This is a genomic window from Aurantiacibacter gilvus (genome assembly GCF_038289935.1).
GTDB lineage: Bacteria > Pseudomonadota > Alphaproteobacteria > Sphingomonadales > Sphingomonadaceae > Alteraurantiacibacter > Alteraurantiacibacter gilvus.
Genome location: NZ_JBBYHV010000001.1, coordinates 1,679,889 through 1,706,176, shown reverse-complemented (window position 1 = coordinate 1,706,176; position 26,288 = coordinate 1,679,889). Strand labels below are relative to the sequence as shown.

The 26,288-nt window shown below is 65.8% G+C and carries 20 protein-coding genes, 1 pseudogene and 1 riboswitch; of the genes and pseudogenes, 5 read left to right on the top strand and 16 right to left on the bottom strand.

Annotated elements, in window-relative coordinates; genetic code table 11:
• Nucleotides 1-3: 3 nt before the first annotated feature.
• The 12 genes and pseudogenes from AAEO60_RS08400 to AAEO60_RS08345 all read right to left on the bottom strand — a co-directional run bounded on the left by AAEO60_RS08400 (nt 4) and on the right by AAEO60_RS08345 (nt 13,651).
• Nucleotides 4-708: a hypothetical protein gene (locus AAEO60_RS08400; protein ID WP_341673201.1), complete on the bottom strand. Its 705-nt coding sequence runs from the start codon at nt 706-708 to the stop codon at nt 4-6.
• A gap of 8 nt (nt 709-716) precedes the next feature.
• On the bottom strand, nt 717-1,145 hold the full coding sequence (locus AAEO60_RS08395; RefSeq protein WP_341673200.1) for a VOC family protein: 429 nt from the start codon (nt 1,143-1,145) through the stop codon (nt 717-719).
• Between the two features lie 170 nt (nt 1,146-1,315).
• Nucleotides 1,316-1,549, bottom strand: a pseudogene (locus tag AAEO60_RS15800) (hypothetical protein); the annotation flags it as partial.
• A 410-nt stretch (nt 1,550-1,959) separates the two neighbouring features.
• A complete protein-coding gene (gene lpdA, locus AAEO60_RS08385) occupies nt 1,960-3,372 on the bottom strand; it encodes a dihydrolipoyl dehydrogenase (RefSeq protein WP_341673562.1) in 1,413 nt (470 codons plus the stop codon).
• Between the two features lie 94 nt (nt 3,373-3,466).
• On the bottom strand, nt 3,467-4,693 hold the full coding sequence (odhB, locus tag AAEO60_RS08380) for a 2-oxoglutarate dehydrogenase complex dihydrolipoyllysine-residue succinyltransferase (protein ID WP_341673198.1): 1,227 nt from the start codon (nt 4,691-4,693) through the stop codon (nt 3,467-3,469).
• Nucleotides 4,694-4,705: 12 nt separating this feature from the next.
• Nucleotides 4,706-7,552, bottom strand: a complete 2,847-nt coding sequence (locus AAEO60_RS08375; protein WP_341673197.1) for a 2-oxoglutarate dehydrogenase E1 component — start codon at nt 7,550-7,552, stop codon at nt 4,706-4,708.
• A 33-nt stretch (nt 7,553-7,585) separates the two neighbouring features.
• Nucleotides 7,586-8,476, bottom strand: coding sequence for a succinate--CoA ligase subunit alpha (gene sucD, locus AAEO60_RS08370; protein WP_341673196.1), 891 nt, complete (start codon nt 8,474-8,476; stop codon nt 7,586-7,588).
• 54 nt (nt 8,477-8,530) lie between these two features.
• Nucleotides 8,531-9,235: a hypothetical protein gene (locus tag AAEO60_RS08365; protein ID WP_341673195.1), complete on the bottom strand. Its 705-nt coding sequence runs from the start codon at nt 9,233-9,235 to the stop codon at nt 8,531-8,533.
• Nucleotides 9,228-10,190, bottom strand: coding sequence for a malate dehydrogenase (mdh, locus tag AAEO60_RS08360; RefSeq protein ID WP_341673194.1), 963 nt, complete (start codon nt 10,188-10,190; stop codon nt 9,228-9,230). The genes AAEO60_RS08365 and mdh overlap by 8 nt, the downstream gene beginning before the upstream one ends.
• 247 nt (nt 10,191-10,437) lie before the next feature.
• Nucleotides 10,438-11,970: a putative bifunctional diguanylate cyclase/phosphodiesterase gene (locus AAEO60_RS08355; protein ID WP_341673193.1), complete on the bottom strand. Its 1,533-nt coding sequence runs from the start codon at nt 11,968-11,970 to the stop codon at nt 10,438-10,440.
• Nucleotides 11,971-12,096: 126 nt separating this feature from the next.
• Nucleotides 12,097-12,360, bottom strand: a complete 264-nt coding sequence (locus AAEO60_RS08350) for a hypothetical protein (protein WP_341673192.1) — start codon at nt 12,358-12,360, stop codon at nt 12,097-12,099.
• A 166-nt stretch (nt 12,361-12,526) separates the two neighbouring features.
• Nucleotides 12,527-13,651: a cell wall hydrolase gene (locus tag AAEO60_RS08345; RefSeq protein ID WP_341673191.1), complete on the bottom strand. Its 1,125-nt coding sequence runs from the start codon at nt 13,649-13,651 to the stop codon at nt 12,527-12,529.
• Nucleotides 13,652-13,693: 42 nt separating this feature from the next.
• A riboswitch (cobalamin riboswitch) is annotated at nt 13,694-13,904 on the top strand.
• Nucleotides 13,905-14,040: 136 nt separating this feature from the next.
• Between AAEO60_RS08345 and AAEO60_RS08340 the strand changes: the two genes are divergently transcribed.
• The 4 genes from AAEO60_RS08340 to AAEO60_RS08325 all read left to right on the top strand — a co-directional run bounded on the left by AAEO60_RS08340 (nt 14,041) and on the right by AAEO60_RS08325 (nt 18,387).
• Complete coding sequence (locus AAEO60_RS08340; protein WP_341673190.1) at nt 14,041-15,900, top strand: TonB-dependent receptor plug domain-containing protein; 1,860 nt, start codon at nt 14,041-14,043, stop codon at nt 15,898-15,900.
• An 80-nt stretch (nt 15,901-15,980) separates the two neighbouring features.
• On the top strand, nt 15,981-16,706 hold the full coding sequence (locus AAEO60_RS08335; RefSeq protein ID WP_341673189.1) for an ABC transporter substrate-binding protein: 726 nt from the start codon (nt 15,981-15,983) through the stop codon (nt 16,704-16,706).
• The gene (locus AAEO60_RS08330) at nt 16,703-17,665 is read left to right on the top strand and encodes a FecCD family ABC transporter permease (protein WP_341673188.1); all 963 of its coding nucleotides are present in this window, start codon (nt 16,703-16,705) and stop codon (nt 17,663-17,665) included. Before AAEO60_RS08335 ends, AAEO60_RS08330 begins: the two co-directional genes overlap by 4 nt.
• Nucleotides 17,662-18,387: an ABC transporter ATP-binding protein gene (locus AAEO60_RS08325; RefSeq protein ID WP_341673187.1), complete on the top strand. Its 726-nt coding sequence runs from the start codon at nt 17,662-17,664 to the stop codon at nt 18,385-18,387. The genes AAEO60_RS08330 and AAEO60_RS08325 overlap by 4 nt, the downstream gene beginning before the upstream one ends.
• Before the next feature lies 1 nt (nt 18,388).
• Here the strand turns inward: AAEO60_RS08325 and AAEO60_RS08320 are convergent, their stop codons facing one another.
• The 4 genes from AAEO60_RS08320 to AAEO60_RS08305 form a co-directional block, all read right to left on the bottom strand.
• Nucleotides 18,389-20,605: a M3 family metallopeptidase gene (locus AAEO60_RS08320; RefSeq protein ID WP_341673186.1), complete on the bottom strand. Its 2,217-nt coding sequence runs from the start codon at nt 20,603-20,605 to the stop codon at nt 18,389-18,391.
• 120 nt (nt 20,606-20,725) lie between these two features.
• The gene (thpR, locus tag AAEO60_RS08315; RefSeq protein ID WP_341673185.1) at nt 20,726-21,268 is read right to left on the bottom strand and encodes an RNA 2',3'-cyclic phosphodiesterase; all 543 of its coding nucleotides are present in this window, start codon (nt 21,266-21,268) and stop codon (nt 20,726-20,728) included.
• A 25-nt stretch (nt 21,269-21,293) separates the two neighbouring features.
• Nucleotides 21,294-21,656, bottom strand: coding sequence for a hypothetical protein (locus tag AAEO60_RS08310; RefSeq protein ID WP_341673184.1), 363 nt, complete (start codon nt 21,654-21,656; stop codon nt 21,294-21,296).
• A 137-nt stretch (nt 21,657-21,793) separates the two neighbouring features.
• Nucleotides 21,794-22,969 carry a hypothetical protein gene (locus tag AAEO60_RS08305; RefSeq protein WP_341673183.1) on the bottom strand — a complete coding sequence of 392 codons (1,176 nt, stop codon included), beginning with the start codon at nt 22,967-22,969 and terminating at the stop codon, nt 21,794-21,796.
• A 318-nt stretch (nt 22,970-23,287) separates the two neighbouring features.
• On the opposite strand from AAEO60_RS08305, the gene uvrA reads away from it, so the two are divergent.
• Nucleotides 23,288-26,182, top strand: coding sequence for an excinuclease ABC subunit UvrA (gene uvrA / locus AAEO60_RS08300; protein WP_341673182.1), 2,895 nt, complete (start codon nt 23,288-23,290; stop codon nt 26,180-26,182).
• The last annotated feature ends 106 nt before the right edge of the window (nt 26,183-26,288 follow it).

Sequence of the window (26,288 nt, the reverse complement as noted above, 5' to 3'; positions counted from 1 at the left end):
CCCTCAGGCATTGGCTTTGACCCTGGCCTTGCGGCGACGGAACATCAGCGTGCAGCCGAGCAGTGCGCCGAAGACCGAGAGAATGGCAAAGACCAACAGGGTGATGTGGTTGAACTGGCTCTGCGTCTCCAGGTCGCGGGTTTGCAGGTCCATGATGTGCAGGCCCCAGACGAAATCGAAGGTGCGCCACCAGTCGGTACGCACGGCCAGCACCTCGCCGGTCTGGGCGGCTATGTAGAGATTGGTGTCATCCGAGAAGTGCGCCTGCCAGACGTTGACCGGCCAGCGGAAATCCATCGGCACGGAATCGGCGGGGAAATAGGTCACGCGCTGCAGTTCCGCATCGCCCGCGAAAGCAGCCTCGGCGACTTCGCGGGCGCCCTCTTCCAGCAGCGGGTTGTAGAGCCGTCCGTCGGTGGGGGAGTAGCGATAACGTCCGCCGTCCTCCTCGACGACTATCCAGCCCGGGCCGTCCGGGAAGCTCTCCAGGCTGATGCTTTGCACCGTGTCGGGCACGTCAGGCAGCACCAGCCCTTCGGTGCGCAATTCGGGCAGGTCGGCGCGCAGGTGATTGCCGCGCACGTCCTCGATCGGGACCCAGATCATGACGAGACCCGTCACGGTCCACATCAGCACCGGCAGTCCGACCAGCCAGCCGAGCCAGATGTGCCACTTGGCAAACAGACGCATGAATTTCTGGTGTGACATGGTGTGTCCTATTCCGTGGCGAACAGCTTGGAGCGGTCGGCGAATGCCTTCATCTCGATGGCATTGCCGCTGGGATCGCGGAAGAACATGGTCGCCTGCTCGCCGGGTTCACCCTTGAAGCGGATGTAGGGCTTGATGTCGAACTCGACGCCCTTGGCGATCAGCCGGTCAGCCAGTTCCTGCCACTGGTCCATGTCGAGCACGATGCCGAAGTGCGGCACCGGCACGTCATGTCCGTCAACCGGGTTGGTCCCGTGTCCTGCCTTGGCGACAATGGCCGGGGCCTGGTGAGCCACGATCTGGTGTCCGTAGAAGTCGAAGTCGCACCAGTCGTCGCTCGAACGGCCTTCGGGGCACCCCATGACGTTACCCCAGAACTCGCGGGCAGCGATGAGGTTGTCGACGGGGAAGGCGAGGTGAAAGGGCGAAAGCGTCATCGTGCGGGTATCCTGTGCAGTCCAAGGGCGAGGCCGAAACCGGCTATCGGTGCGGCACCATAGCCGACCAGCGGAAACGGGTAATGCGACATCATTGCCATGACGACGAAGCCGAAGAAAGCGCCTGCGAGCGCAAGGCGCGTGGCGCGGGTGAAGGGCGTGGCGAAGACGAACAGCAGGAAGCAGGCGCCAAGGGCGGCAGCCAGCATCAGCGCGAGCACGAGGTGCTGCCCGGCAGCATCGACCAGCACGCGCTCGACGAAGGGCTGTGGCGGCAGTTCGCCGGACAGGCTCATGACGATGGCGGCCACGAAGCCGACGATGGCGACGAGGCCGACTTTCCAGTCGCGGGTGACATGGTGCAGGCCGATGGCGGCGAAGGTGACGGCAAAGCCGCTGGCCCCGTCCGGCTGGAAGAAGGCGAGGAGCAGGGCCGCCAGCAGGATCGGTGCGGCCAGTGCCTTGTTGCGCGCGGCCAGCATGACGAGCGGGGGAATGGCCACCATCCCGGCGTGCAGGCTGACCGGGCCGAGCGGGATCCACCGCCGCACCTCCGCGCCCGTGACCGAGCGGAGCGGCTCGCTCAGGCCCAGCGGCAGCAGCATCAGCAGCAGGAGCAGGGCCAGCAGCATGTGCCGGCTGAGCGCCGTATGCGGCCCGCGTCCGGCCATGATCCAGCCACTCGCCAGCACCAGCGCGGCCAGGTTGGTCTGCCAATAGTGCGCGGGCGCACCACTCGCGGCCATCCAAGCCGCGCCAGCCAGCACCGGCAAGGCGAGCGCCAGGACCGCAGGCATGCGATCCCGGAGCGTCATCACACGTGGATCGGCTTGCCCTGGACGCCCATGGCTGCCTCTTTGAGCGCTTCCGAGTGTGTCGGGTGCGCGTGGCAGGTGTAGGCGATGTCCTCGCTGGTGGCGCCGAATTCCAGGCCGAGCGCGGCTTCGGCGATCATCGTCCCGGCAACGCTGGCAATGGCCCAGACGCCCAGCACGCGGTCGGTCTCGGCATCGGCGATCACCTTCACGAAACCGTCAGGCTCGTGGTTGGTCTTCGCGCGGCTGTTGGCCATCATGGGGAACTTGCTGGTCTTGATCGCCTTCTTGTCGCCGCCGGCCTTTTCCACCGCCTCGGCCTCGGTCAGTCCGACACCGGCGATCTCGGGCATGGTGTAGACCACGCCGGGGATGACGTCGTGGTTCACGATGCCGGTCTGGCCCGCGATCCATTCGGCCACGGCAATGCCTTCGTCCTCGGCCTTGTGCGCCAGCATGGGGCCGGGCACGCAGTCACCTACGGCGCGCACGCCATCGACAGCCGTGCGGAATTCGTGGTCGATCTCGATCTGGCCGCGCTTGTTCAGCTCCAGCCCGATGTTATCGAGGCCCAGGCCGTCGACATTGGGACGGCGACCGATGGCCACCAGCACGCAATCGGCTTCCAGCGTCTCGCTGTCGCCGCCTGCCGCGGGTTCCATGGCCAGCGTGGCCTTCTTGCCCTTGACGGTGCAGCCGGTGACCTTGGTACCCAGCTTGAATTCGATCCCCTGCTTCTTGAAGATCTTGAGTGATTCCTTGCGCACATCGTCGTCCATGCCGGGCAGGATCTGGTCGAGGAATTCAATGCAGGTGACCTTGGCGCCAAGACGACGCCATACCGAGCCGAGCTCCAGCCCGATCACACCGCCGCCGATGACGACCATGTGCTTGGGCACCTTGGGCAGCTCCAGCGCGCCGGTGGAATCGACCACGACGCCCTTGGTATTGTCGACTTCGACGCCAGGAAGCGGCGTGACGCTGGAACCGGTGGCGATCACCACTTCCTTGGCGGTCACCTTCTCGCCCGCGACTTCGACGGTGTGCGCGTCGACGAACTTGGCGTGGCCCTTCTTCCAGTCGACCTTGTTCTTCTTGAACAGGAACTCGATGCCCTTGGTCAGGCCTTCAACGGCGTCGATGCGCTGTTCGTGCATCTTGGGCAGGTTGAGCTTGGGCGTCACGTCGATGCCCATGTCTGCCATCGCACCATTGGCAGCAGCATCGAAGTATTCGGACGCGTGCAGCATGGCCTTGGACGGGATGCAGCCGACGTTGAGGCACGTACCGCCCAGCGTCTCGCGGCTTTCGGCGCAAGCCACCTTAAGACCCAGCTGCGCCGCGCGGATCGCTGCCACGTAACCGCCGGGACCGGCACCGATGATGAGGACGTCGTAGTCGTATTCAGCCATCTGTTCGTCATTCCGGCGCAAGCCGGAATCTCCTTCAGCAATGTTCAACTTTGCTTCACGCGATCCCGGATCAAGTCCGGGATGACGCAAGGCGTCACAAATCGATCAGCATCCGCATGGGATCTTCGATCGCTTCCTTCATGATCTTGAGTGCGGTCACGGCTTCGCGGCCATCGATAATGCGGTGGTCATAGCTCAGCGCGAGGTACATCATCGGGCGGATCACCACTTCGCCGTTCAGCGCGACGGGGCGGTCCTCGATGCGGTGGAGGCCCAGCACGGCGCTCTGCGGCGGGTTGATGATCGGGGTCGACATCAGCGAGCCGAAGACGCCGCCGTTGGAGATGGTGAAGGTACCGCCGGTCATGTCTTCCATGGTCAGCGAGCCTTCCTTGGCGCGCTTGCCGAAGTCGGCGATGGCCAGTTCGATCTCGGCGAAGCTCATCTGGTCGATCGAGCGGACGACCGGCACGACAAGGCCGTTCGGGGCCGAAACGGCCACCGAGAGGTCGACATAGTCGTGGTACACGATCTCGTCCCCGTCGATCTGCGCGTTGACGGCCGGGACATCCTTCAGCGCCAGCGCGGCGGCTTTCGCGAAGAACGACATGAAGCCCAGCTTGATGCCGTGCTTCTTGGCGAACATGTCCTTGTAGGCCTCGCGCGCCTCGATCACGGCAGTCATGTCGCAATCGTTGAAGGTGGTGAGCAGCGCGGCCTCTTCCTGCGCGCCTTTCAGGCGCTTGGCGATGGTCTGGCGCATGCGCGTCATCTTGACGCGTTCCTCGCGGCGCTCGCCCTTGGCGGCGGCCGGGGCCGTCGGAGCGGGAGTTGCGGCGGGAGCAGCAGCCGGAGCCGCGTCCTTGGCCTTGGCGGCGGCCAGCACGTCTTCCTTGGTCAGGCGGCCGTCCTTGCCGGTGCCCTTGATCGTGGTGGGATCGACGCCGTGTTCCAGCACCGCCCGGCGTACGGCAGGCGACATGGTCGGCGCATCTTCGATGGTTGGCGCATCTTCGGCAGGAGCGGGCGCTACCTTGGTCGTCTCGGCAGGTGCGTCGGCCTTGGGCTTGGCAGCAGGTGCCGCGCCTTCCTCCACCGTGGCGATCACGGCGCCGACTTCGACCGTTTCACCCAGTTCGACCGAGAAGCCGGAGATGATGCCGGCGACAGGCGAGGGCACTTCCACCGCCACCTTGTCGGTTTCGAGGCTGGCGATCGGCTCGTCGGCAGCGACGGCATCGCCGACCTGCTTCAGCCATTCGCCGACAGTGGCTTCGGTGACCGATTCACCAAGGACGGGGACTTTGACTTCGGTTGCCATGGATTTCGTTCCTCAGGCTTGGGATTTCTTGCTGCGCGCAGCCTTGGTGGCTGCGGTCTTGCCGCGGATGGAGAGGCCCAGGGCCACCGATACCAGCGCTTCCTGCTGGGCCTGGTGGCGCTTGGCAAAGCCGGTGGCGGTGGATGCGCCTTCCTCGCGGCCTGCATAGGCAGGGCGCATGCCCGCGTGGCCAGCAGCGGTGAGGGCCTCCTCGATGCGGCTTTCGACAAAGAACCAGGCGCCGTTGTTCTTCGGCTCTTCCTGGCACCATATCACCTCTTCGAGATTGGTCATGCGCTTCAGGCGGACGGCCAGCGGTTCACCCGGGAAGGGATAGATCTGCTCGATCCTCACGATCGACACATCGTCCACGCCTTCCTCGTCGCGCTTCTCCATCAGGTCGTAGGCGACCTTGCCGCTGCACAGCACCAGGCGGCGCACCTTGTTGTCGGCGACCTCGGTCTTGTCCGACAGGATGCGCTGGAAGTGATGGTCGCCCTGGAAGCGATAGGCATCGCTCTTGGCCGCCGGGTGGCGCAGCAGGCTCTTGGGCGTCATGATGATCAGCGGCTTGCGGAACGGACGCAGCATCTGCCGGCGCAGCACGTGGAAGTAGTTCGCCGGGGTGGTAATGTTGCAGACCTGGATATTGTCGTTCGCACACAGCTGCAGGAAGCGTTCGAGGCGGGCGCTGGAGTGTTCCGGACCCTGGCCCTCGTAACCGTGCGGCAGCAGCAGGACGAGGCCGTTGGCGCGCATCCACTTTGCCTCGCCGGCGGCGATGAACTGGTCGATCATGATCTGCGCGCCGTTGGCAAAGTCACCGAACTGCGCTTCCCACAATACCAGCGTCTTCGGATCAGCCATGGCGAAACCGTATTCGAAGCCGAGCACGCCGTATTCGCTGAGCGTGGAATCGTAGACCTCGAACTTGCCGTGCGGCAGGGTGGCGAGGGGAATGTACTTCTCCTCGTCTTCCTGGTCCGTCCAGATGGCGTGCCGCTGGCTGAAGGTGCCGCGACCCGAATCCTGGCCGGACAGGCGCACGCCGAAGCCTTCGCTGACGAGGCTGCCGAAGGCGAGCGCCTCGGCGGTTGCCCAGTCGAAACCCTTGCCGGTCTCGAACATCTCGCGCTTGGCATCGATCACGCGGCCCAGCGTCTTGTGGATCTTGTGATCCTCGGGGACGGTGGTCAGCGTGCGGCCGAGCGAGTTGAACAGCTTTTCCTCGATCGCCGTGTGCACGTTGCGGCGGGCGGTTTCGGGGTCCGCCGGTTTGTGCAGTCCCGACCAGCGACCGGCGAACCAGTCGGCGTCGTTCGGCTTGTAATTCTTGCCGACCTCGAATTCCTCGTCGAGATGTTCGATGAACTGCTGGCGCATTTCCGCTGCCGCGCCTTCGTCCAGCACGCCTTCGCCCTTCAGCCGTTCGGAATAGACTTCCGACACGCGCGGGTGCTTGCCGATGGCATCGTACATCAGCGGCTGGGTGAACTTGGGCTCGTCGCCCTCGTTGTGGCCGAAGCGGCGATAGCACCACATGTCGATCACGATGTCGCGCTTGAACTTCTGCCGGTATTCCACCGCCAGCTTGCAGGCGAAGGTCACGGCTTCGGGATCGTCGCCGTTCACGTGCAGGATCGGCGCCTGCACGCCCTTGGCCACGTCCGACGGGTAGGGCGAGCTACGCGCGAACTTCGGCGAAGTGGTGAAGCCGATCTGGTTGTTGATGACGAAGTGCAGGCAGCCGCCGGTCGAATAACCGCGCACGCCCGATAGGCCGAAGCATTCCCACACCACGCCCTGGCCGGCAAAGGCCGCGTCTCCGTGGATGAGCACGGGCAGGACCTGCTGGTGTTCGTCGAGGTCGTCGCGGAAGGCCTGCTGGGCGCGGGTCTTGCCCAGCACCACGGGGTTCACCGCTTCGAGGTGGCTTGGGTTGGGCACCAGCGACATGTGCACCTTGATGCCGTCGAACTCGCGGTCGGTGCTCGTGCCGAGGTGGTACTTCACGTCTCCCGAGCCGCCGACATCGTCGGGGTTGGCGCTGCCGCCGGAGAATTCGTGGAAGATCACGCGGTAAGGCTTGGCCATCACGTTGGCGAGCACGTTCAGGCGGCCGCGGTGGGCCATGCCGTAGATGATCTCGCGCACGCCCAGGCTACCGCCGTACTTGATTACCGCTTCGAGCGCGGGGATCATGGCTTCGCCGCCGTCGAGGCCGAAACGCTTGGTGCCGACGTACTTCTTGCCGAGGTACTTCTCGTACTCCTCGCCGCGGATCACCGCCTGCAGGATGGCGCGCTTGCCTTCCGGGGTGAACTGGATCGTGTCTTCGGGCTTCTCGAACTTTTCCTGCAGGAAACGACGCTCTTCGGTGTCGTTGATGTGCATGTATTCGAGGCCGACCGGACCGCAGTAGGTCTGGCGCAGCAGGGTGTAGAGCTCGCCGATCTTCACCCACTGGAAGCCGAAGGCACCGCCAACGAAGACTTCCTTGTCTTCCTTGCCGTCGAAGCCGTGCCAGGCGAGGCTCAGGTCCTCGGGTTCCTTGGTGTGCGACAGTCCCAGCGGATCGAGATTGGCCGCCAGGTGGCCGCGCACGCGGTAGAGCCGGATCAGCAGCATGGCGGCGATGGAATCGCGGCATGCCTGCTCGATCGAGGCGTTGTCGGATGGCTTGCCCGCCTTGGCTGCAGCCTCCTTCACCGCCGCGATCATGTCCGTCGGATCGAGCGCCTGCGTCAGGTCGCCCGCGTCGTCCGTCAGCGGCCAGCGCGGATTGCCCCACGACGGACCCGCCTGCGGGCCATCCTGCGACGGCAGTTCGGGGAGGAAGTTGTCCGGCTCTTTACCCATGTCGATACCTCACAAGAGGGGAGCGCGCAGAAGCTACGCGAGTTCCTTCAGCAGCGCGTCGAGCGTGGTGCCAAGCTCGCTGGGCGAGGGGGACACGCGGATGCCCGCCGCCTCCATCGCCGCGATCTTGTCGTCCGCGCCGCCCTGGCCGCCCGAGACGATGGCGCCCGCGTGGCCCATGCGGCGACCCGGAGGCGCCGTGCGCCCGGCAATGAAGCCGACCATCGGCTTGGACCGGCCCTTGGCCGCTTCCTGCTTGATGAATTCGGCAGCTTCTTCCTCGGCCGAGCCGCCGATCTCGCCGATCATGATGATCGACTTGGTCTCGGGGTCGTCGAGGAACAGGTCGAGCACGTCGATGAAATTGGTGCCGTTGACCGGGTCACCGCCGATGCCGACGGCGGTGGTCTGGCCCAGGCCGACCGCGGTGGTCTGGTGCACGGCTTCGTAGGTGAGGGTGCCCGAGCGGCTGACGACGCCGACTGAGCCCTTCTGGAAGATCTTGCCCGGCATGATGCCGATCTTGCACTCGTCCGGCGTCAGCACGCCGGGGCAGTTGGGGCCGATGAGGCGCGACTTCGAACCGTTCAGCGCGGCCTTGGCGCGTACCATGTCCAACACCGGGATGCCTTCGGTGATGGTGATGATCAGCTCGATCTCGGCCGCAATCGCCTCGCAGATCGCGTCGGCGGCGAATGGCGGCGGGACGTAGATCACGCTGGCGGTGGCGCCGGTGGCTTCCTTGGCCTCGCGCACCGTGTTGAACTGCGGCAGGCCGAGGTGCTCGGAGCCACCCTTACCGGGGGTCACGCCTGCAACCATCTTGGTACCGTAGTCGAGCGCCTGCTGGGTGTGGAAGGTACCGGTGTTGCCGGTCATCCCCTGGGTGATGACCTTGGTGTCTTTGTTGATGAGGATAGACATTAAAAGCTCCGAGAATTCAGCGCCCTTGAGGCGTAAAACGTATTGAGTGAGTCATCAGTCCCCTCGGCGATCGAGGACCGTGATGTAGGGAACGAAGTGATTGAAGACGGGCGGGAACATCCGGTAGAGGCCGCCCATACCGTTGCCGTAGTCGAGACCGATGCCGATCTCGTCCGTCTCCCAGGCGAAGCCGTGGGGAGTGCGGAAACGGCCTTCCCCAAGCTCTGCCGAGACGGTTTCGACCGCCAGCTGGATGGTCGTTTCCTTGCTGCCATCGGTTTCCACGGGGTCAGTCAGCACCTGGCAGGTCGGGCCGCGCCAGCTCTGCGAAATGCTCAGCATGGTGGGGAGGTCGGGGTGGGTGTAGATCTGCGGCCAGAGGGCAGGATCGTAGTAAGGGTCTGCCGCGCGGTCTTCCTGGAACGCGGCCTTGCTGTCGTAGTCGCTACGCCGGTCATCCCAGCGTTCGTCAGCTACCTGCGCCATGAAGGGGGCAATCCCTTCGGGCATGGGCTGCACTTCCCAGCCGTCACGGGCTAGCAGGCTGGCTAGCTCTTCGCCGCTTTCGGGGCCGGTCACCACGGCAATGCATTGCTCCATCGCTGCGCCGATTTCGGCAGGCGCCGCTTCCGGCAGCGTCCACTGCGCGAACGGCACGTCGCCCGCCTCCAGCAACTCCGTCGCAGACTGGGCCTGCACGGAGGTGCCGGAAACGGCCAGGGCCGCCGCAGCGGCAAAAAAGGCAGGTGCCTTAGGCAAGGCTCGAATCGAGCCCCTTGCAAGCTTCGAGCAGTTCCTCGACCGCGTCGACCGAGACCTTGAGGTTGGCGGCTTCTTCTGCCGACAGCTCGATCTCGACCACGTCCTCGATGCCGCCTGCGCCGATCACGGCGGGGACACCGACATAGAGGCCGTCGACACCGTACTTGCCATCGACATAGGCGGCGCAGGGCAGGACGCGCTTCTGGTCACCCAGGTAGGCTTCGGCCATCGAAATGGCGCTGGTGGCGGGGGCGTAATAGGCAGATCCGGTCTTGAGCAGGCCAACGATCTCGCCGCCGCCCGAACGGGTACGCTGGACGATCTCGTCGAGGCGGCTTTCGGCAACGCCCTTGATCTTCGCGAGGTCCTTCACCGGGATGCCGTTAACGGTCGAATAGGACAGGACGGGGACCATGGTGTCGCCGTGGCCGCCAAGCACGAAGGCGTTGACGTCCTTCACGCTGGTTTCGAATTCCCAGGCGAGGAAGGTGGCGAAGCGCGCGCTGTCGAGCACGCCAGCCATGCCCACCACCTTGTTGTGCGGCAGGCCGGAGAATTCGCGCAGCGCCCAGACCATGGCATCCAGCGGGTTGGTGATGCAGATGACGAAAGCGTCGGGGCAGTTGTTCTTGATGCCTTCACCCACGGCCTTCATCACCGACAGGTTGATGCCCAGCAGGTCGTCACGGCTCATGCCCGGCTTGCGGGGCACGCCGGCGGTGACGATCACGACGTCGGCACCGGCGATGTCGGCATAGTCGTTGGTGCCGGTGATCCTGGCGTCAAAGCCTTCAACCGGGCCGCACTGGCTTAGGTCGAGCGCCTTGCCCTGGGGCATGCCCTCGGCAATGTCGAACAGGACGATGTCGCCCATTTCTTTTTTCGCTGCGAGGTGGGCGAGGGTGCCGCCAATCATGCCGGCGCCAATGAGCGCGATTTTCTTGCGAGCCATGGTCAGGTGATGATCCTTATCGGGCGCCTTGGCCTGCCGGTATGGTGACCGCCCTGCGCCCACGCGGGACTCGCCACCCGGAATCGATGGGCTCGCCCTAGGACGGGAAAAATCGCATTGCAACTGCGAAATCCAACTGTTTTTGCTAATAGTTTGCAATAGCGTTAAAGCATTGCAATTCGCGCAATCGGGAACCGTGAAAACGACGTTTCGCGCGCTTTATGGTTCCCGGCGGGGCGTGGCGCCTTCAAACGGCGATGCGGGCGCCGGCCTGGCTTTCCTGTGACAACAGCATGACCGCGAGATAATCCGGCACCGCACGGCTGAAATAGTAGCCCTGGCCCAGGGTGCAGCCCGTCTGCTGCGCTTTCTGCACCTGCTCGATGGTTTCCAGCCCTTCGGCGACCACTTCCATGTTCAGCGTCGCACCCATTTCCGCCACCGCTCGCACGATGGCTTCACTCTCCCGCCCGATGCGCGGCCCGGAGATGAAGCTGCGGTCCACCTTGATGGCACGGAAAGGGTAGCGGTGGATGTAATGCAGCGAGCTCGACCCCATGCCGAAGTCGTCGAGCGAGAAGCTGACGCCCTCGCGTCCCATGTCCGCCATGAAGACGGCGATGTTCGGGTCGTCTTCGGTGAACAGGCTTTCGGTCACTTCCAGTTCCAGCCGCGCCGGATCCAGACGGGCATCGCGCAGTGCATTGAGCAGGCCCAGCGCCGCGCCGGGCGCGCGGATCTGCACCGGCGACAGGTTGATCGCCAGCTGCACGTCCTGCGGCCAGCTCGCTGCTGCGCGTGCAGCCCGGGCGGTGATCCAGTTGCCCAGCGTGATGATCAGCCCGCTGTCCTCGGCGACGGGGATGAACTGGTCGGGTACCAGTTCACCGCGTTCGGGATGGAACCAGCGCACCAGTGCCTCGAAGGCGCGTATGCGGCCGGTGGAAAGGTCGATGATCGGCTGGAAGTAGATCGACAGTTCGTCCTTCATTATCGCGCCGCGCAGCTCGTCCTCGATCTCGCGGCGCTCGATGCGTGCCCGCGTCATGGACCTGTCGTAAGACAGCGGCTGGCGGAGCGACCCGGCATTGGCCTGGGCCAGGGCAAGCTCGGCGGCTTCAACCAGGTCTTCGGGAGTTGCGGCGTGCGCGGGCAGCAGGGCCGTGCCTATCGCCGCACCGTCATCAATCAGCTTGCCGCCGATCCGCAGTGGCCCGGCGAGCGCGTCGTAGACCTCCTTCGCCAGGTCATTCGCGGCGCTGGCTGAGCGGGTCTTGCCCGCAAGGGCGAATTCACCCGCAGCCAGTCGGGCGAGGGCGCGGTCATCGCCCCCAAATGCACGCAGCCGCTTGGCGGTTTCGACCAGCAGCTTGTCGCAATTGCTTGAGCCCAGCGCGGACTTGATGGCGTGGAACCGGCGCAGGTCGATCCGCAGCAGCATAACCTGTTCATCCTCGACGAGTTCCTCGACCAGTTCGCCGAGTGCCGCGCGAAAGCCCACGCGGTTTTCGAGTCCGGTCAAACCGTCAGTCAGGGCGGTGGTTCGCATGGCATCGGCGCGGCGCATGGTTTCACGCGCTGACTGCAGCAACACTGCCAGCCGCCGATGGAGCAGGAACCCGGCCAGGATCAGGGACAATGCCGGGAACAGCAGGACAAGCCACGGCAGCTGTGTCCAGCCAGCCAGCTTGGCACCGGCAAGGCCAGCCGCCAGCCCGATGACCGCACCGAGCCAGGTGTCGGGCGACATGGCGCGCTCCACGTCTTCGGTTTCCGGCAATGGTTCAGGACTGGTAATTGCGAGACCCCTTGCGGCTGCTCGTGCAAGGTTACGCGCTGGACTTGTAGCAATGGTTAATGCCGCCCTCGGGGTGGAGTACCGGCAGCCACGGTAAGGAAGCGGAAATCAGCTGCCGACCTTGGCGGAGCCTTCGATGCCATGGGCCATGCGCCGATCCAGCGCGCGGCAAATTTCCAGCCACCATTCGAAGGTCTGTCGGTCGCCCTCCTCGGCCGCGGCAACGGCCTGCCGGCGGGCATGGTCTGCCGCTGCCATGCCGTGCTGGGCGAAATGCTTGAGCGCGGCGCGCAGGTGCAGGTTCTCGACAGACTTGCCGCGGTTGTCGTTGGCGGGCCGGAAATACAGCGTTCGCGCCAGTCCGCGGTTCATGCGGCACGGCATGCGACTGGCGGGAAAGGCAAAGCGAATGGACATAATCTTGTGTTCCGGGACAACGACCTTGTCCCGCTCTTTAGACCGCATCCAGCTAAGCAAGCGTTGGAACAGATGGTTTCAGCTTTCTTGACGTTGATGCAGGAAAGGCTCTTGCGCGGTGTCAGGGACGCTCGATCCAGCGTCCGCTGTTGGCATATTCAGGCCGCACGTTGCCCGATGACGGCAGCTGGTCGTTCGCCGCCCGCAAGGGGGCCGGATCGACGGGAACAGGCGCGGCTGCGGCGGCGACCGTCGGGACCTGTTCCGGCGAGGCAGCCTGCGCCATGGCGACCGGATCGGGCGCGGTTTCCTGCGCATTGCTGCGGCCCGGGGTGGGCTCGCCGCCCGCGTAATGGGCGGCAAAGGCGGCGCTGTCTCCGGCGGCTCCCGGCAAGCGGTAGAACACGTGCGCGCCGACCACCGTCGTGCGGCTGAGGCTGGGGGCCCAGTACGGGCTGACCGCCAGCGTGTGGTAGTGAGTCGAGAGGCCTACCGGCGCATAGACCGAACCGGCCAGCGCCTGCCGCGCGATGCGTCCGGCACGTTCCCACCCGCCGCGCGAGGGGCGGCGTGCCAGCGATCCGTCGCACGTGAAGCTGAACTGGCAGCCGGTCGAGCGGCTGGAGCCCTGGAACACCACGCCGCAGACGGTCGAGGGCCAGGCCGAATGGGCCACGCGGTTGAGCACGACCTGCGCCACGGCGCGCTGGCCGGCGTCGCTCTCGCTGGCGGCTTCGTAATAGATCGCCTGGGTCATGCACTGCTGCGCGCGGGCAGTATCCCGGTCATTGCCCATGGCGACCAGTGATGCGGCTACGGGGCCGGTGTCCGGCCTTGCGAGACCCGCATCCACGGTGGCTTCGGCCACCGGGTTCGCCATGGCGAACATGTCCACGGTCGCCGCACTGTCCTCGAGGTAATAGAACGCCGAACCGGGGAAGCTTTCACCCGGGGTTTCGAAGCCCATCAGCTCGGTCGGCACTTCGGGTGCCTGTTCGACTTCGGGCCGGAAACCTGTCTCCGCCGCCAATGCAGGTACGGCAAGCATGGCCAGCACCACGCCCATGCGGCGCATGATCCGGGCGCGGCGTTCGGCGCGCGCGCGGCGACGCTCGGCAAGGCGTTGGTGCGGGGTCAGGGAGGGGTTCGAAATCACGCTGCGCGTGTAGCGCCGACCGGTTGCCCGATCATCTTCGCAGGCAAAGGCGTACCACCGCGGGACGCACCTTACCGGGTCGTTAAGCATGGTGGCGCGGCAACTATTGCCTTGGCAGATGTGCGAGCCTAGTGGGTGCGGGACGTCACGGGTTGGCCGCGCCGGATTTCATCCGGGCCGGTCCTAAGAGGGAAATGGGTTCAAGACCCATGCTGCCCCCGCAACTGTGACCGGGGAGCTTGCGCTCCACATGCCACTGTCCTGAGCTTGACGAAGGACGGGAAGGCGGGGCGCAATGCGGTGATCCGGGAGCCAGGAGACCTGCCGGTGACTGTCGTTCGGCTGCGGGCGGGGTGTACCGATGGCCAGCGGGAGAGCGCTTACCAGCGCTCCCTCCGTCGTGAGCGGCGCGTTCGCTTTTGACTGGAGGTTTCGTGTACAAATACCTGTTTTTGAGTGTTTCCCCCGTGGCTTTGGCTGTGACTACGCCTGCGCTGGCGCAGGATTGCGAGCCGGATTGCGAGCCGAATGTAACGGCGGACTATCGCACGCCCGAAGAAACGATCACCGTCACCGCCACCGGCACGCGCGGCGATGTCAGCGCCAGCGGGCAGGCCATCACCGTTATCGGCGAGGACGAGATCGAGGCAGTGCAGGGCGCTGACCTGACCCGCGTCCTCGAACGTGCGCCCGGCGTCGCCGTAACCCGCAATGGCGGCCCCGGCAGCTTTACCGCCGTGCGGCTTCGCGGATCGGAGGCAGAACAGGTGCTCGCCGTGCTCGACGACGTGCGGCTGGCGGACGTCGCTGCGCCATCGGGCGGGTTCGATTTCGGCACCCTGCTGGCGCTCGACCTCGACAAGCTGGAAGTGCTGCGCAGCTCCAACTCCACGATCTGGGGATCGGATGCGATCGGCGGCGTGGTGGTCGCCTCGACCCGCGCCGAAGGTGGGCTGCGGGGCAGCGCCGAATACGGCGCGCGCGACACCGTGAGCGGCATGGTCTCGGGAGGGGTGAGCGATCCCGACACCGGTTTCCTCGGCCTCTCCGGCACCTGGTTCTCGACTGACGGCATTTCTGCTGCCGAAGGCGGCACCGAAGACGACGGCTTCGAGCAATGGGCGCTGAATGGCCACGCGCGCTTCTATTTCAACGACCGCTTCGAGGTCTTCGCCCGCGCGCGCTATGCCGAAGGGGATCTCGATATCGACGGCTTCCCCGCACCCGATTTCATTCTCGCCGATACGCTGGAGACCCAGCAGACCCGCCAGCTCACCGGTACCACCGGCGCGGTCTACGATGCCGAGGCGCTGTTCCTTGCCGTCGCCTACAGCTTTGCCGACACCGACCGTGACAACCTCGACGGCTCTGGCGCGGAGACATTTACCAGCGAGGGCCGTTCCGACCGCCTCTCGCTGCGCGGCGAGTGGCGCCCCTTCGGTCCCTTCCTCCTGCACTTCGGCGCCGAGAACGAGTGGACCAGCTACCAGACCCTGTTCGACGCCGGCGAGGATACGCGCATCTTCGGTGCCTATGCCCAAGGCGGCATCGAATGGCGCGGCATCAATGCGCACCTGGGCGCGCGGGTGGACCACCATGCCGATTTCGGTACCGAGGTCAGCTTCGGTGCCGACGCGGCCTATGAAGTGGCACCCGACTGGCGGCTGCGCGCCAGCGTGGGCGAGGGGTTCAAGGCGCCCAGCCTGTTCCAGCTGCATTCGGACTACGGCAACCTGTCGCTGGAACCCGAAACCAGCACCAGCTTCGACCTTGGCCTGGCCTATGGCGAGCGTAGCCTGTCGGATACGGCGGTCTACGGCGCGGTGACACTGTTCCGGCGCGACAGTGCCAACCAGATCGCCTTCGTGAGCTGCTTCGGCCAGACGACCGGCATCTGCATCGACCGGCCCTTTGGCACCTACGACAATGTCGCCCGCACCCGTGCGCAGGGAGTGGAGGCCGAATTGTGGGCTCGGCCGCAGCACAATGTGCGGCTGGGCGCGCTTTACGCTCTGACCGATTCCGAGGATCGCAGCACCGGTCTTGGACTGGCACGCCGCCCGCGTCATGCCGCGACCTTCACCGCCGAGGTGCGCCCGCTCGCCGAGGTCATGCTGGCGGCGGACCTGCGGATCGTGTCGCATTCGTTCGACGATGCTTTCGAGACGGTGCGGCTGGACGGCTATTCGCTGCTCACCCTGCGCGGTAGCTGGGACGTAGCCGAAGGCGTGCAGTTGTTCGGGCGGGTCGAGAATGTCTGGCACGAGGACTACCAGACCGCCGCCGGCTACGCGACGGCGGGCCGCAGCGCCTTCGTCGGAGCACGGCTGGCGCTGTGAGACGGTGCCTTCCTCTGCTGGCCTTGCTTGCCGCTTGCGGAGAGCCCTCCCCACCGGCGAGCTCGCCGGACCGGCCCACCGTGGTCAGCCTCAATCCCTGCGCCGACGCCATCCTCGCCGAGGTCACCGCGCCGGGGCAGTTGCTGGCGATCTCTCGCTATAGCCAGGACCCGGCGGCCACCTCGATGTCGCTGGGCAAGGCCATGCGGCTGCCGTCGACCGGCGGCACGGCGGAGGAGGTGCTGGCGCTGGCGCCGGACATGGTGGTGGCGGACCACTTCCTCGCGCCTGCCACCCGCCGCGCGCTGGAGCAGGCGGGGATCGAGGTTGTCTCCACCGGCATTGCCCGCAACGAGGGCGAGGCACTGGCGCAGGTGGCGGCGCTGATGACGGTGACAGGAAACGCCGACAGTCCTTCGACACTCGCCAGCGATATCATCGCGGCCTGGGCTGCGCAGCGCTGGGAAGGCGAGCCGGTCACCGTCCTGCTGCTGCAACAGGGCGACATCGTGCCGGGTGAGGAGACGCTTGCCAATGCCATGCTCGAACAGACCGGCTTCCGCAGCCTGTCGGTCGCGCGCGGGTTGGGGCAGGGGGCCTATGTGCCACTCGAAGAGGTGCTGGCCGATCCGCCCGACGTGGTGATTACCGCTGGCGGTGGACGCATGCTGGAACACCCGCTGCTGCGCGAGGGGAGCAGGGTGCAGCACTTCGAGCTGGAACCGAACCTGCTCTTTTGCGGTGGCCCGACCGTTCCGCGCGCGCTTGAGCGGCTGATGGAAATCCGGCGGAACGTTCGCCAGTGACCCGCGCAAACCTGATATTCGCCGCGCTCTTGCTGGTCGCCGTGCCGTTGTCGCTGCTGGCAGGCCGCGTCTGGGTCGATCCGGACGTGACGCCCAATGCCATGGCCATCCTGGCCGAACTGCGCTTGCCACGCGCCGTGCTGGCCGTGGTGATCGGCGCGGGACTGGGTGCGGCGGGGGCGGCCATGCAGGGATACCTGCGCAACCCGCTCGCCGACCCCGGCCTGTTCGGCATTGCGCCCGGAGCTGCGCTGGGGGCGGTGATCGCGCTCTATATCGGCGCGGCGAGTGCATGGTTGCTGCCCTTGTTTGCGCTCATCGGCGCAGGCGGGGCCATGGCCTTGCTGGCGCTGATCGCGGGTCGCACCTCCAGCCCCGCGCACGGCATCGCGCTGTTCACGCTGGCAGGCATGATGATCGCCAGCCTTGCAGGCGCGCTGACCAGCCTCGCCATCAGCCTCGCGCCCAATGCCTTTGCCATGAGCTCCATCGTCACCTGGCTGATGGGCGCGCTGACCGACCGTTCCTGGGCCGATGTCTGGCTGGCCGCGCCGCTGACCATGGCGGGCGTGGTGTTGCTGTGGCTGGCCGGGCGCTCGCTCGATGCACTGACACTGGGCGAGGAAGCTGCCCGCTCGCTGGGAGTGCGACCGGGGCGGCTGATGGCGCTGCTGGTGCTCGGCACCGGCCTGACCGTCGGCAGCGGCGTGGCGGTGGCCGGCATTATCGGCTTCGTCGGCCTGATCGTGCCGCACCTCGTGCGCCCGCTCACCGACAAGCGGCCGAGCAGCCTGATCGTGCCCTCTGCATTGGCAGGCGCGCTGCTGGTGCTGGTGGCGGACGTCACCTGCCGCCTGCTGCCGCTGGTCACCGAACTGCGGCTGGGCATTGCGCTCAGCCTGATCGGCGCGCCGTTCTTCCTCTACCTGCTGCTGCGCATGCGAAGGGGGCTGGCATGACGCTCTCGGCGCAGAACCTGACGATTGCCGGGCGGCTGGAGGAGGTCTCTGCCACGTTCCAGCCCGGCCAGATTACCGCGATCTGCGGCCCCAACGGTGCGGGCAAGTCGACCCTGCTGGCAGCGCTCGCAGGGTTGCTGCCCGCCGGCGAGGGCGAGGTACGACTGGATGAGGCACCGCTCGCCAGCTTGCACCCGCGCGAGCGTGCCAAGGCCATCGGATTCCTGCCGCAGTCAGGCGAGGTGGCATGGGATGTCTCGGTCGCCAGCCTCGTCGCGCTGGGCCGCTTGCCGCATGGCGATGCGGGCAAGTTCGCCGTGGCGCAGGCCATGGCTGCGACCGACCTTGGCGACTTCGCCCACCGGCCCGTGTCGACCCTTTCGGGCGGCGAGAAGGCGCGGGCGCTGCTGGCCCGCGTGCTCGCTGGCGAGCCGCGCTGGATCCTCGCCGACGAACCCCTCGCCGCGCTCGACCTAGCGCACCAGCTGGCCGTGCTGCGTGTTCTGCGCGCGCAGGCCGATCACGGAGTCGGCGTGGTGCTGGTGCTGCACGACCTGTCGCTCGCCATGAACCATGCCGACCGCGTGGTGGTGCTCGATTCCGGCTGCACAAAGGCAGACAGCGCCCCCGAGGAGGCGCTGTCGCTTGCGGTCATCCGCGATGTCTGGGGCGTCGAGGCGCGCTGGCTGGGCGAACCCGGCCAGCGCGCGCTCGTTACCTGAGTTACTGTGCGCCCGGCGAGGCGACCACACCGGTGGTGTCGTCATCCTCTGCCAGCAGGCCGCGGGCTTCGAGCAGGGGCTCCACGCGCGGATCACGACCGGTGAAGTCGCGGTACATCTGCTCGTAGGTCTTCGAGTGACCCTGGCCCAGGAAGCTTTCGCGGATATGGTCACCCATCTCGCGCGTCATGCCGCCGTTGTTCACGACATAGTCGTAGGCGTCATGCGCCAGCATCTCGGTCCAGGTGTAGCTGTAGTAGCCGGCCTGGTAGCCGTGGTTCCAGATGTGGCGGAAGTACGGCGTGCGATAGCGCGGCGCGACGAGGTCGGTGCGCAGGCCAAGGCCGTTCAGGGCTTCGGCCTCGAAGGCCATCACGTCGTCCGGGGTCTGACCCGGCTGCAGCGCGTGCCATTCCATGTCGAGCAGCGAGGCGGCGATGATCTCGCCGAAGCTGTAGCCCTGGTCGAAACGGCTGCTTGCCTGGATGCCTTCCACCAGTTCGTCGGGGATCACCTCGCCGGTCTGCCAGTGGCGGGCATAGCGCGCCATGACTTCCGGACGGGCGGCGAAAGGCTCGTGGAACTGGCTGGGGAATTCCACCCAGTCACGCGCGGTGTTGGTGCCCGAGATAGAGACATATTCCTGGTCGGCGAACATGCCGTGCAGACCGTGGCCGAATTCGTGGAACATGGTGGTCACGTCGTCCCAGGTCGCCAGGGCCGGCTGGCCGGGGGCGGGCGGGGTGATGTTCTGCGTGTTCGAGATCACCGGACGCAGGCCCATCATGTGGCTCTGCTCGATGTAGTTGTTCATCCACGCGCCGCCCGACTTGTTCTCGCGGGCGAAGGGATCGAAGTAGAACAGCGCCAGCTCGGAGCCGTCGGCATCGAACACGGTGTAGACGCTGACGGTCTCGTTGTAGACGGGGATGTCGTCGCGCTTCTCGAAGGTCAGGCCGTAGAGCTGGTTGGCCATGTAGAACACGCCGTCTTCCAGCACGTTCTCGACCACGAAGTACTGCTTGATCTCCTCGTTATCGAGGGCGTAGCGCTCCTGCCGCACGATCTCGGCATAGTAGGGCCAGTCCCACGGCTGCAGTTCGAACGTGGCACCGTCCTGCTCGGCGCGGGCCTGCAGCATGGCAGCTTCGCGATCCTGCGTGGCACGCAGGGCGGGGACCATTTCGGTCATGAAGCCGATCGCCGTTTCCGGGTTCTGGGCGAAGCGATCATACATCTGCCAGGTCGCATAGTCGGGCGTGCCGAAGATCTCGGCGATGCGCGTCCGCAGCGCGATGATCTCGCGGATATTGGCCAGCGTGTCGAACTCGCCGCCCTGGTTGCGGGCCATTGCGGCATTGTACAGTCGTTCGCGTACGTCGCGGTTTTCGAGCTGGGCCAGCTGCGGCTGGCCGCTGGTGTTGGTAAGCGTCAGCAGGAACTTGCCCGGCTCGCCGCGCTCGGCAGCAGCCGCAGCGGCCGCTTCGATCGCGCTTTCGGACATGCCCGCCAGTTCCTCGCGGGTGTCGACGAAGATGGCGCCTGCTGCGGCACCGTCCGTGATGTTGGTGGAGATCTCCGCCTGCAGCGTGGAGAGCCGTTCGTCGATCGAGCGCAGTTCGTCCTGCGCCGCCGGATCGAGCTGGGCGCCGAGGTGGACGAAGTCGGCATAGGTTGTTTCCAGCAGCATGGCCGCTTCGGGCGTCATGCTCATGGCGGCGCGCTGGTCGTAGACGGCCTGTACGCGGGCGAACAGTTCGGGGTTGAGGTAGATCGCGCTCGACAGGGCTGCGCGCTGCGGGGCGAGCGCGGCATCTGCGTCGTTCAACGTGTCGTTGGTATTGGCGCTGGTCAGCTGGTCAAACGGCGCCGTGGCGCGGGAATAGACGTCGCCGGCACGTTCCATCGCGACGATGGTGTTGTCGAAGGTGGGCGGGTTGGGGTTGTTGGCAATTGCCTCGATCTCGGCGGTGTAGATCGCAATCGCTTCCTCGATGATGCCCTGCCACTCGTCGTCGGCCACCTGGTCGAACTGCGGGGCGTGGAACGGCAGCGGGGAGAGTTCGGCAAACACGCTGGTCGCTGCGGGGATTTCCGGATTGTATTCGGCAGTGCCCGGCAGGGTGGTGGTGGCGTCCATTTCGGCTCCCGAAGTGGTGGTGCAGCCGCTGGCCATGGCGGCGATCATTGTGGTGGCGAGCAGGGTAGCTTTGCGCATTGCGACATCTCTTCCTTGAATATGTGGACCGGCGGCTCCTCAGGGGGGAGAGGACCGTTTCGGTTGAAACCGGGTGCATAGGGATAGCAGTGCCACCTGCCAATAGGCTGAACGTTTGAGTCAGCCTCCCGTGGCGGAAAATCGCCGCAATTCGGTGTAAATCGCGCCGTTCGGCGTGAGGTTGCTCTCGAACAGGGCGAAGCTGTCAACCGGCCAGGGCACGGCAGTGAAGGCACCGTGCAGCCTCAACCAGTCCCCGATGAAGCCGCTGCCCGCATTGAGCCGCGCGAGCGTGACATGGGGCACGAACCTGCGCGTCTCGGGCGGCAGACCGGCGCGGCGACAGGCCATCTCGGTGCGGTAGTGGAGCAGGTCGATGTCGCCCGAAGGCATCACGCCCGCCCAGATCGCCTTGGCGCGCTTGGGGCCCTCGAAATGGCCGACGCCGGAAAGCTGCAAGGTGAAGGGCGTGAAGGCGAGGCCATCCAGCGCGGTCTCGAGGTCGGCAGCCATGTGGCGGTCCACCTCGCCGACGAAACGCAAGGTGAGGTGGAAGTGGTCACTATCCACCCAGCGCGCGCCGGGAATGCCTTCCTGCAGGTCGAGCAGGGCATCGCTGACGGCTGGCGGCGGGGTGACGGCGAGGAAGAGGCGGCGGGTCACGCCCCCGCTATAACGCCTTTCCCGATTAGTCGCAGTATTCGTAGCGCCCCTCGCGGCACAGCTGCACGGCGCGGCGCCAGGCTGCCATGCGCGCTTCGTAGTCGGCGCGGCTCTCGCGGTAGCGATCCATGTCCCGCTGGTAGCGCGACTGTTCTGCCGGGAATTCGCGGGTGCGCTGCCAGCCTTCGGCATAACGCGCGTCGCGTTGCTGGACATAGCGCGCCTGGTCGATGTTGAGCTGGCGCACGCCCGCGGCATCGGCCTCGCGCAAGGCACGGTCGCGCATGGCGGGATCGTTGGGATCGTCGGCCAGTGCGGGTGTTGCGATTGCGCCAAGGCCGACAGCGGCCCCGAAACCGGTCAAGGCAATCAGCATACGGTTTGTCATGAGGTTGCGACCCTCCCTTTCAAACCGAAGATAGGCCGCAGTCCGCTCCCGAATCCATGCCGTTTGCGGTGAAGCGTTATGGTTTCACCGCGTTAAGCGAACGCTTTGCCGATCTCCGCAAGGCGATGCCTGTGCAGCTAGCCTCCGGCAACTTCCGTGCTGAGGGCAGTGCACAGTTCCCCGTCGAGGGTTCTGGTCGCGCGGGCCCTCAGTTCGTCGAGCGGTTCGCTGGTCAGGCTGCGCAGGACCCGCAGCGGGAAGCGGCATACCAACGCCCCGGCGAGGTCGGAAGTGCCGTTGGTCGCGTTTACCGTGCGGTACGAGACCACCAGCCCGCCCCGCATGGTGACGCCCGGGACGAAGAAGGAAGTCAGGATGTTCTGCGACCTGATCAAGGTGCCGCCTGCACTTTCCACGCTGACGCGCAGGGCCCTTGGCGCCTCGGCCTGACCATTCATCAGGCTGGCGGACTGCGCAGTCTGGTCGACCAGCGATGGGGCGCCGTCCTTTGCCGCATATAGGGCGAGGATCGCGTTCAGGAGGGCGCTCGCTTGTTCCTTGATCTTCGGCTTGTTGGCTTCGCTGACCGCCATGCTGTCGCACTTGCCTTCGACGTATTCGAGCAGGATCGAGCGATAGCCGTCGAGCTCGGTCTCGAGTGCGAGGCTGGCCGGAAAATCGGTGATTTCGGATTGCAGGATCCAGCTTGGACGTGCCGGTTGGTTGATAAGGGCGTTGCGCAGCATCTGGTCGCCCAGCGTGACCGGAACATTTTGCAGGTTGGTTGAGGTGCGCAGCGCTCCCAGCAGGTCGCTGACCCGGAAGTCGAATGGCGATTCGTCTGCCGCGGCAACAGCTTCCGCTCCGCCGGGGGTCATTACGCCGAGCACTCCGGGGCCATCTCCGGGCGCAAGCAAGGCTGGTGCGGGAGTATCGCAGCCGCGATCGTCAGCAGCGGCTTCGAAGGCCCGGAGTTGCGTGGAAATCAGGCCCACCTGGCGTCGCAGGCGATGGTAGGCCGCCGTCGTGAACGTCTCGTTGCCGGCCAGCAGGACGACACGCTCCCCTGCGCCATAGGGATTGGTCGCTCCCGCGCCGGGATCGTGGTCAGCCAGCTGGCCGACGATCTCTTCTGCTGCTTCCTGCATCAGGATGCTGGCGATGATCTGCCCTTCGACCCCGCCGGAACCATCGCCGACCGAGAGCGAACCGTCTGCTGCCGTCAGGCCAAGGTAGGTAAGCAGCGCGACCTGCTCGGTGTCGCTCGTTCCGTCGTCATCCTGCGCGGCACTGGGCTGGGCGAAAGCCAGCAAGGGCGTGCAGAGCGCGAGAGCGGCCCTGCGCCAGGGGAGCCTGCCCCCCGCGCGTGTTTCAAGGCGCAAATCGAACCTGGAAAGACCTGTGTGCATCGTCGAACCCCCCAGTTGCAACAAGACAAGCCTAACATAAGTCACGGACCGGGCGCATTAAATTCCTCTAATCCACCTGTGGGGAAGGGCGGCTCGGCGGACTTGACCAACCCGAACATTTCAGGAACAAAGGCATTCCGCACGCCTCCCGTGCGGGTCTTGCGGCACACGGTCTTCGGTCCCGCTGGACTCCTGCCTCGTCAGCCCCCACTTGGACCGTCTATGGCTCTCACCACTATCTCCGTAAAAGGCGCGCGCGAACACAATCTCAAGGGGATCGACATCGATCTCCCGCGCGACAGCCTGATCGTCATCACCGGCTTGTCCGGCAGCGGCAAGTCGTCGCTCGCCTTCGACACCATCTATGCCGAGGGGCAGCGGCGCTATGTCGAGAGCCTCAGCGCCTATGCGCGGCAGTTCCTCGAGATGATGCAGAAGCCCGATGTCGAGCATATCGACGGGCTCTCGCCCGCGATCTCGATCGAGCAGAAGACGACCAGCCGCAACCCGCGCTCGACCGTGGCGACGGTTACCGAGATCTACGACTACATGCGCCTGCTGTGGGCGAGGGTGGGGGTGCCGTACTCGCCCGCCACCGGGCTGCCGATCGAGGCGCAGACCGTCTCCAACATGGTCGACCGGGTGATGGAACTGCCCGAGGGTACGCGGCTCTACCTGCTCGCCCCCGTGGTGCGCGGGCGCAAGGGCGAATACCGCAAGGAACTGGCCGAGTGGCAGAAGGCGGGCTTCACCCGCGTGCGCATCGACGGCGAGATGTACGCGATCGAGGACGCACCCGCGCTCGACAAGAAGTTCAAGCACGACATCGAGGTGGTGGTGGACCGGCTCGCGGTGAAGGAAGGGCTGGAGACGCGGCTGGCGGACTCGTTCGAGACCGCGCTCAAGCTGGCCGAGGGGCTGGCCTATGTCGACCTGGCCGATGGCGTGGTGCCGGGGCGCGAGGACGAGGCAGAGAGCGGCGGCAACCTCAAGGGCGCGGGCCTGCCGCCCAACCGCATCGTCTTCTCCGAGAAGTTCGCCTGCCCCGTCTCGGGCTTCACCATCGAGGAGGTCGAACCGCGGCTGTTCTCGTTCAACGCCCCGCAGGGCGCTTGTCCGACCTGCGACGGCATCGGCGAGAAGCAGCTGTTCGACCCGCAGCTGGTCGTGCCCAACGAGGAGCTGACCCTGAAGAAGGGCGCCGTGGTGCCCTGGGCCAAGTCCAACCCGCCGTCGCCCTATTACATGCAGGTGCTGTCCAGCCTCGCGCGCGCCTACGGGTTCGACCTCGAGACGCCGTGGAGCCAGCTGGAGCCGGACCAGCGCGACATCATCCTCTACGGCACCAAGGGCTATCCGGTGGAGCTCACCTTCAAGGACGGGCGCAAGCAATATACCGTGCAGAAGCCGTTCGAGGGGGTGATCGGCAACCTCAACCGCCGCCTCGCGCAGACGGACTCGGCGTGGATGCAGGAGGAGCTGTCCAAGTTCCAGACCGCGCAGCCGTGCGAGACCTGCCACGGTGCCCGCCTCAACGAGAAGGCCCGCGCGGTGAAGATCGACAGTACGGACATCAGCCAGCCCGTGCGGCTGTCGGTGTCCGACGCGCTGGCATGGTTCGAGGCGCTGCCCGGCAAGCTGACCGACACGCAGAACCAGATCGCCCGCGCCATCCTGAAGGAGATCGTCGAGCGGCTGGGCTTCCTCAACAACGTCGGCCTCGACTACCTCAACCTCGACCGTACCTCCGGAACACTGAGCGGCGGCGAGAGCCAGCGCATCCGCCTTGCCTCGCAGATCGGCTCCGGCCTGTCGGGCGTGCTCTACGTGCTCGACGAACCGTCCATCGGCCTGCACCAGCGCGACAACGACCGGCTGCTGGAAACATTGAAGCGCCTGCGCGACCTCGGCAATACGGTGATCGTGGTGGAGCATGACGAGGACGCCATCCGCGCGGCAGACCACGTGGTGGACCTCGGCCCCGGCGCGGGTGTCCACGGCGGCGAAGTGGTGGCGCAGGGCACGCTGAAACAGGTGCTGAAAGCCAAGAACTCGCTGACGGCAGACTACCTGACGGGCCGCCGCAAGATCGAGGTCCCGGCCAAGCGTCGCAAGGGCAACGGCAGGAAGCTGACGGTGCACGGCGCCAGGGCGAACAACCTCAAGGACGTCACCGCCTCCGTGCCGCTCGGCACCTTCACCTGCGTCACCGGCGTCTCCGGCTCGGGCAAGTCGAGCTTCACCATCGATACGCTCTACGCCTCCGCCGCGCGCACGCTCAACGGTGCCCGCGTCATCGCCGGGGCGCACGACAAGGTGACCGGCCTCGAATACTGCGACAAGGTGATCGAGATCGACCAGTCGCCCATCGGCCGCACCCCGCGGAGCAACCCCGCCACCTACACCGGCGCCTTCACCCAGATCCGCGACTGGTTCGCTGGCCTGCCGGAGGCGCAGGCGCGCGGGTACAAGCCGGGGCGCTTCAGCTTCAACGTCAAGGGCGGGCGGTGCGAGGCCTGCACCGGCGACGGCCTGATCAAGATCGAGATGCACTTCCTGCCCGACGTCTATGTGACGTGCGAGGAATGCCACGGCAAACGCTACAACCGCGAAACGCTGGAGGTGAAGTTCAAGGGCCACTCGATCGCCGACGTGCTCGACATGACGATCGAGGACGCGGAGGGCTTCTTCAAGGCCGTGCCCCCCATCCGCGACAAGATGCACATGCTGAACGAGGTGGGGCTGGGCTACGTCAAGGTCGGCCAGCAGGCCACCACGCTGTCAGGCGGCGAGGCGCAGCGCGTGAAACTGGCAAAGGAACTGTCCAAGCGCTCCACCGGACAGACGCTCTACATCCTCGACGAGCCGACCACCGGCCTGCACTTCGAGGACGTGCGCAAGCTACTGGAAGTGCTGCACCGGCTGGTGGACCAGGGGAACAGCGTCGTGGTGATCGAGCACAACCTCGACGTGATCAAGACCGCGGACCACCTGCTGGACCTCGGCCCGGATGGCGGCGTACGCGGGGGTGAGGTTGTCGCGCAGGGTACGCCGGAGGAGGTCGCGAAGGTGGAGGGGAGTTATACGGGGGCGTATCTCAAGGGGATGTTGGCGTAGGTTATCGACCTCGAAATAGGAAAACTCACTTCTTTCCGAATCGATACCCTGGATTTGATCCAGATATCCAAGACAATTCCGCGCGATATGCCGCAGCTTCGTCTCT

Bases quoted from the DNA above. Each gene is read 5' to 3' on its own strand.
- AAEO60_RS08310 (WP_341673184.1), bottom strand. From the start codon at position 21,656: ATGACAAACCGTATGCTGATTGCCTTGACCGGTTTCGGGGCCGCTGTC.
- AAEO60_RS08325 (WP_341673187.1), top strand. From the start codon at position 17,662: ATGACGCTCTCGGCGCAGAACCTGACGATTGCCGGGCGGCTGGAGGAG.
- AAEO60_RS08345 (WP_341673191.1), bottom strand. From the start codon at position 13,651: ATGCTTAACGACCCGGTAAGGTGCGTCCCGCGGTGGTACGCCTTTGCC.
- mdh (WP_341673194.1), bottom strand. From the start codon at position 10,190: ATGGCTCGCAAGAAAATCGCGCTCATTGGCGCCGGCATGATTGGCGGC.
- lpdA (WP_341673562.1), bottom strand. From the start codon at position 3,372: ATGGCTGAATACGACTACGACGTCCTCATCATCGGTGCCGGTCCCGGC.
- AAEO60_RS08375 (WP_341673197.1), bottom strand. From the start codon at position 7,552: ATGGGTAAAGAGCCGGACAACTTCCTCCCCGAACTGCCGTCGCAGGAT.
- odhB (WP_341673198.1), bottom strand. From the start codon at position 4,693: ATGGCAACCGAAGTCAAAGTCCCCGTCCTTGGTGAATCGGTCACCGAA.
- AAEO60_RS08350 (WP_341673192.1), bottom strand. From the start codon at position 12,360: ATGAACCGCGGACTGGCGCGAACGCTGTATTTCCGGCCCGCCAACGAC.
- sucD (WP_341673196.1), bottom strand. From the start codon at position 8,476: ATGTCTATCCTCATCAACAAAGACACCAAGGTCATCACCCAGGGGATG.
- AAEO60_RS08395 (WP_341673200.1), bottom strand. From the start codon at position 1,145: ATGACGCTTTCGCCCTTTCACCTCGCCTTCCCCGTCGACAACCTCATC.
- AAEO60_RS08320 (WP_341673186.1), bottom strand. From the start codon at position 20,605: ATGCGCAAAGCTACCCTGCTCGCCACCACAATGATCGCCGCCATGGCC.
- AAEO60_RS08400 (WP_341673201.1), bottom strand. From the start codon at position 708: ATGTCACACCAGAAATTCATGCGTCTGTTTGCCAAGTGGCACATCTGG.
- uvrA (WP_341673182.1), top strand. From the start codon at position 23,288: ATGGCTCTCACCACTATCTCCGTAAAAGGCGCGCGCGAACACAATCTC.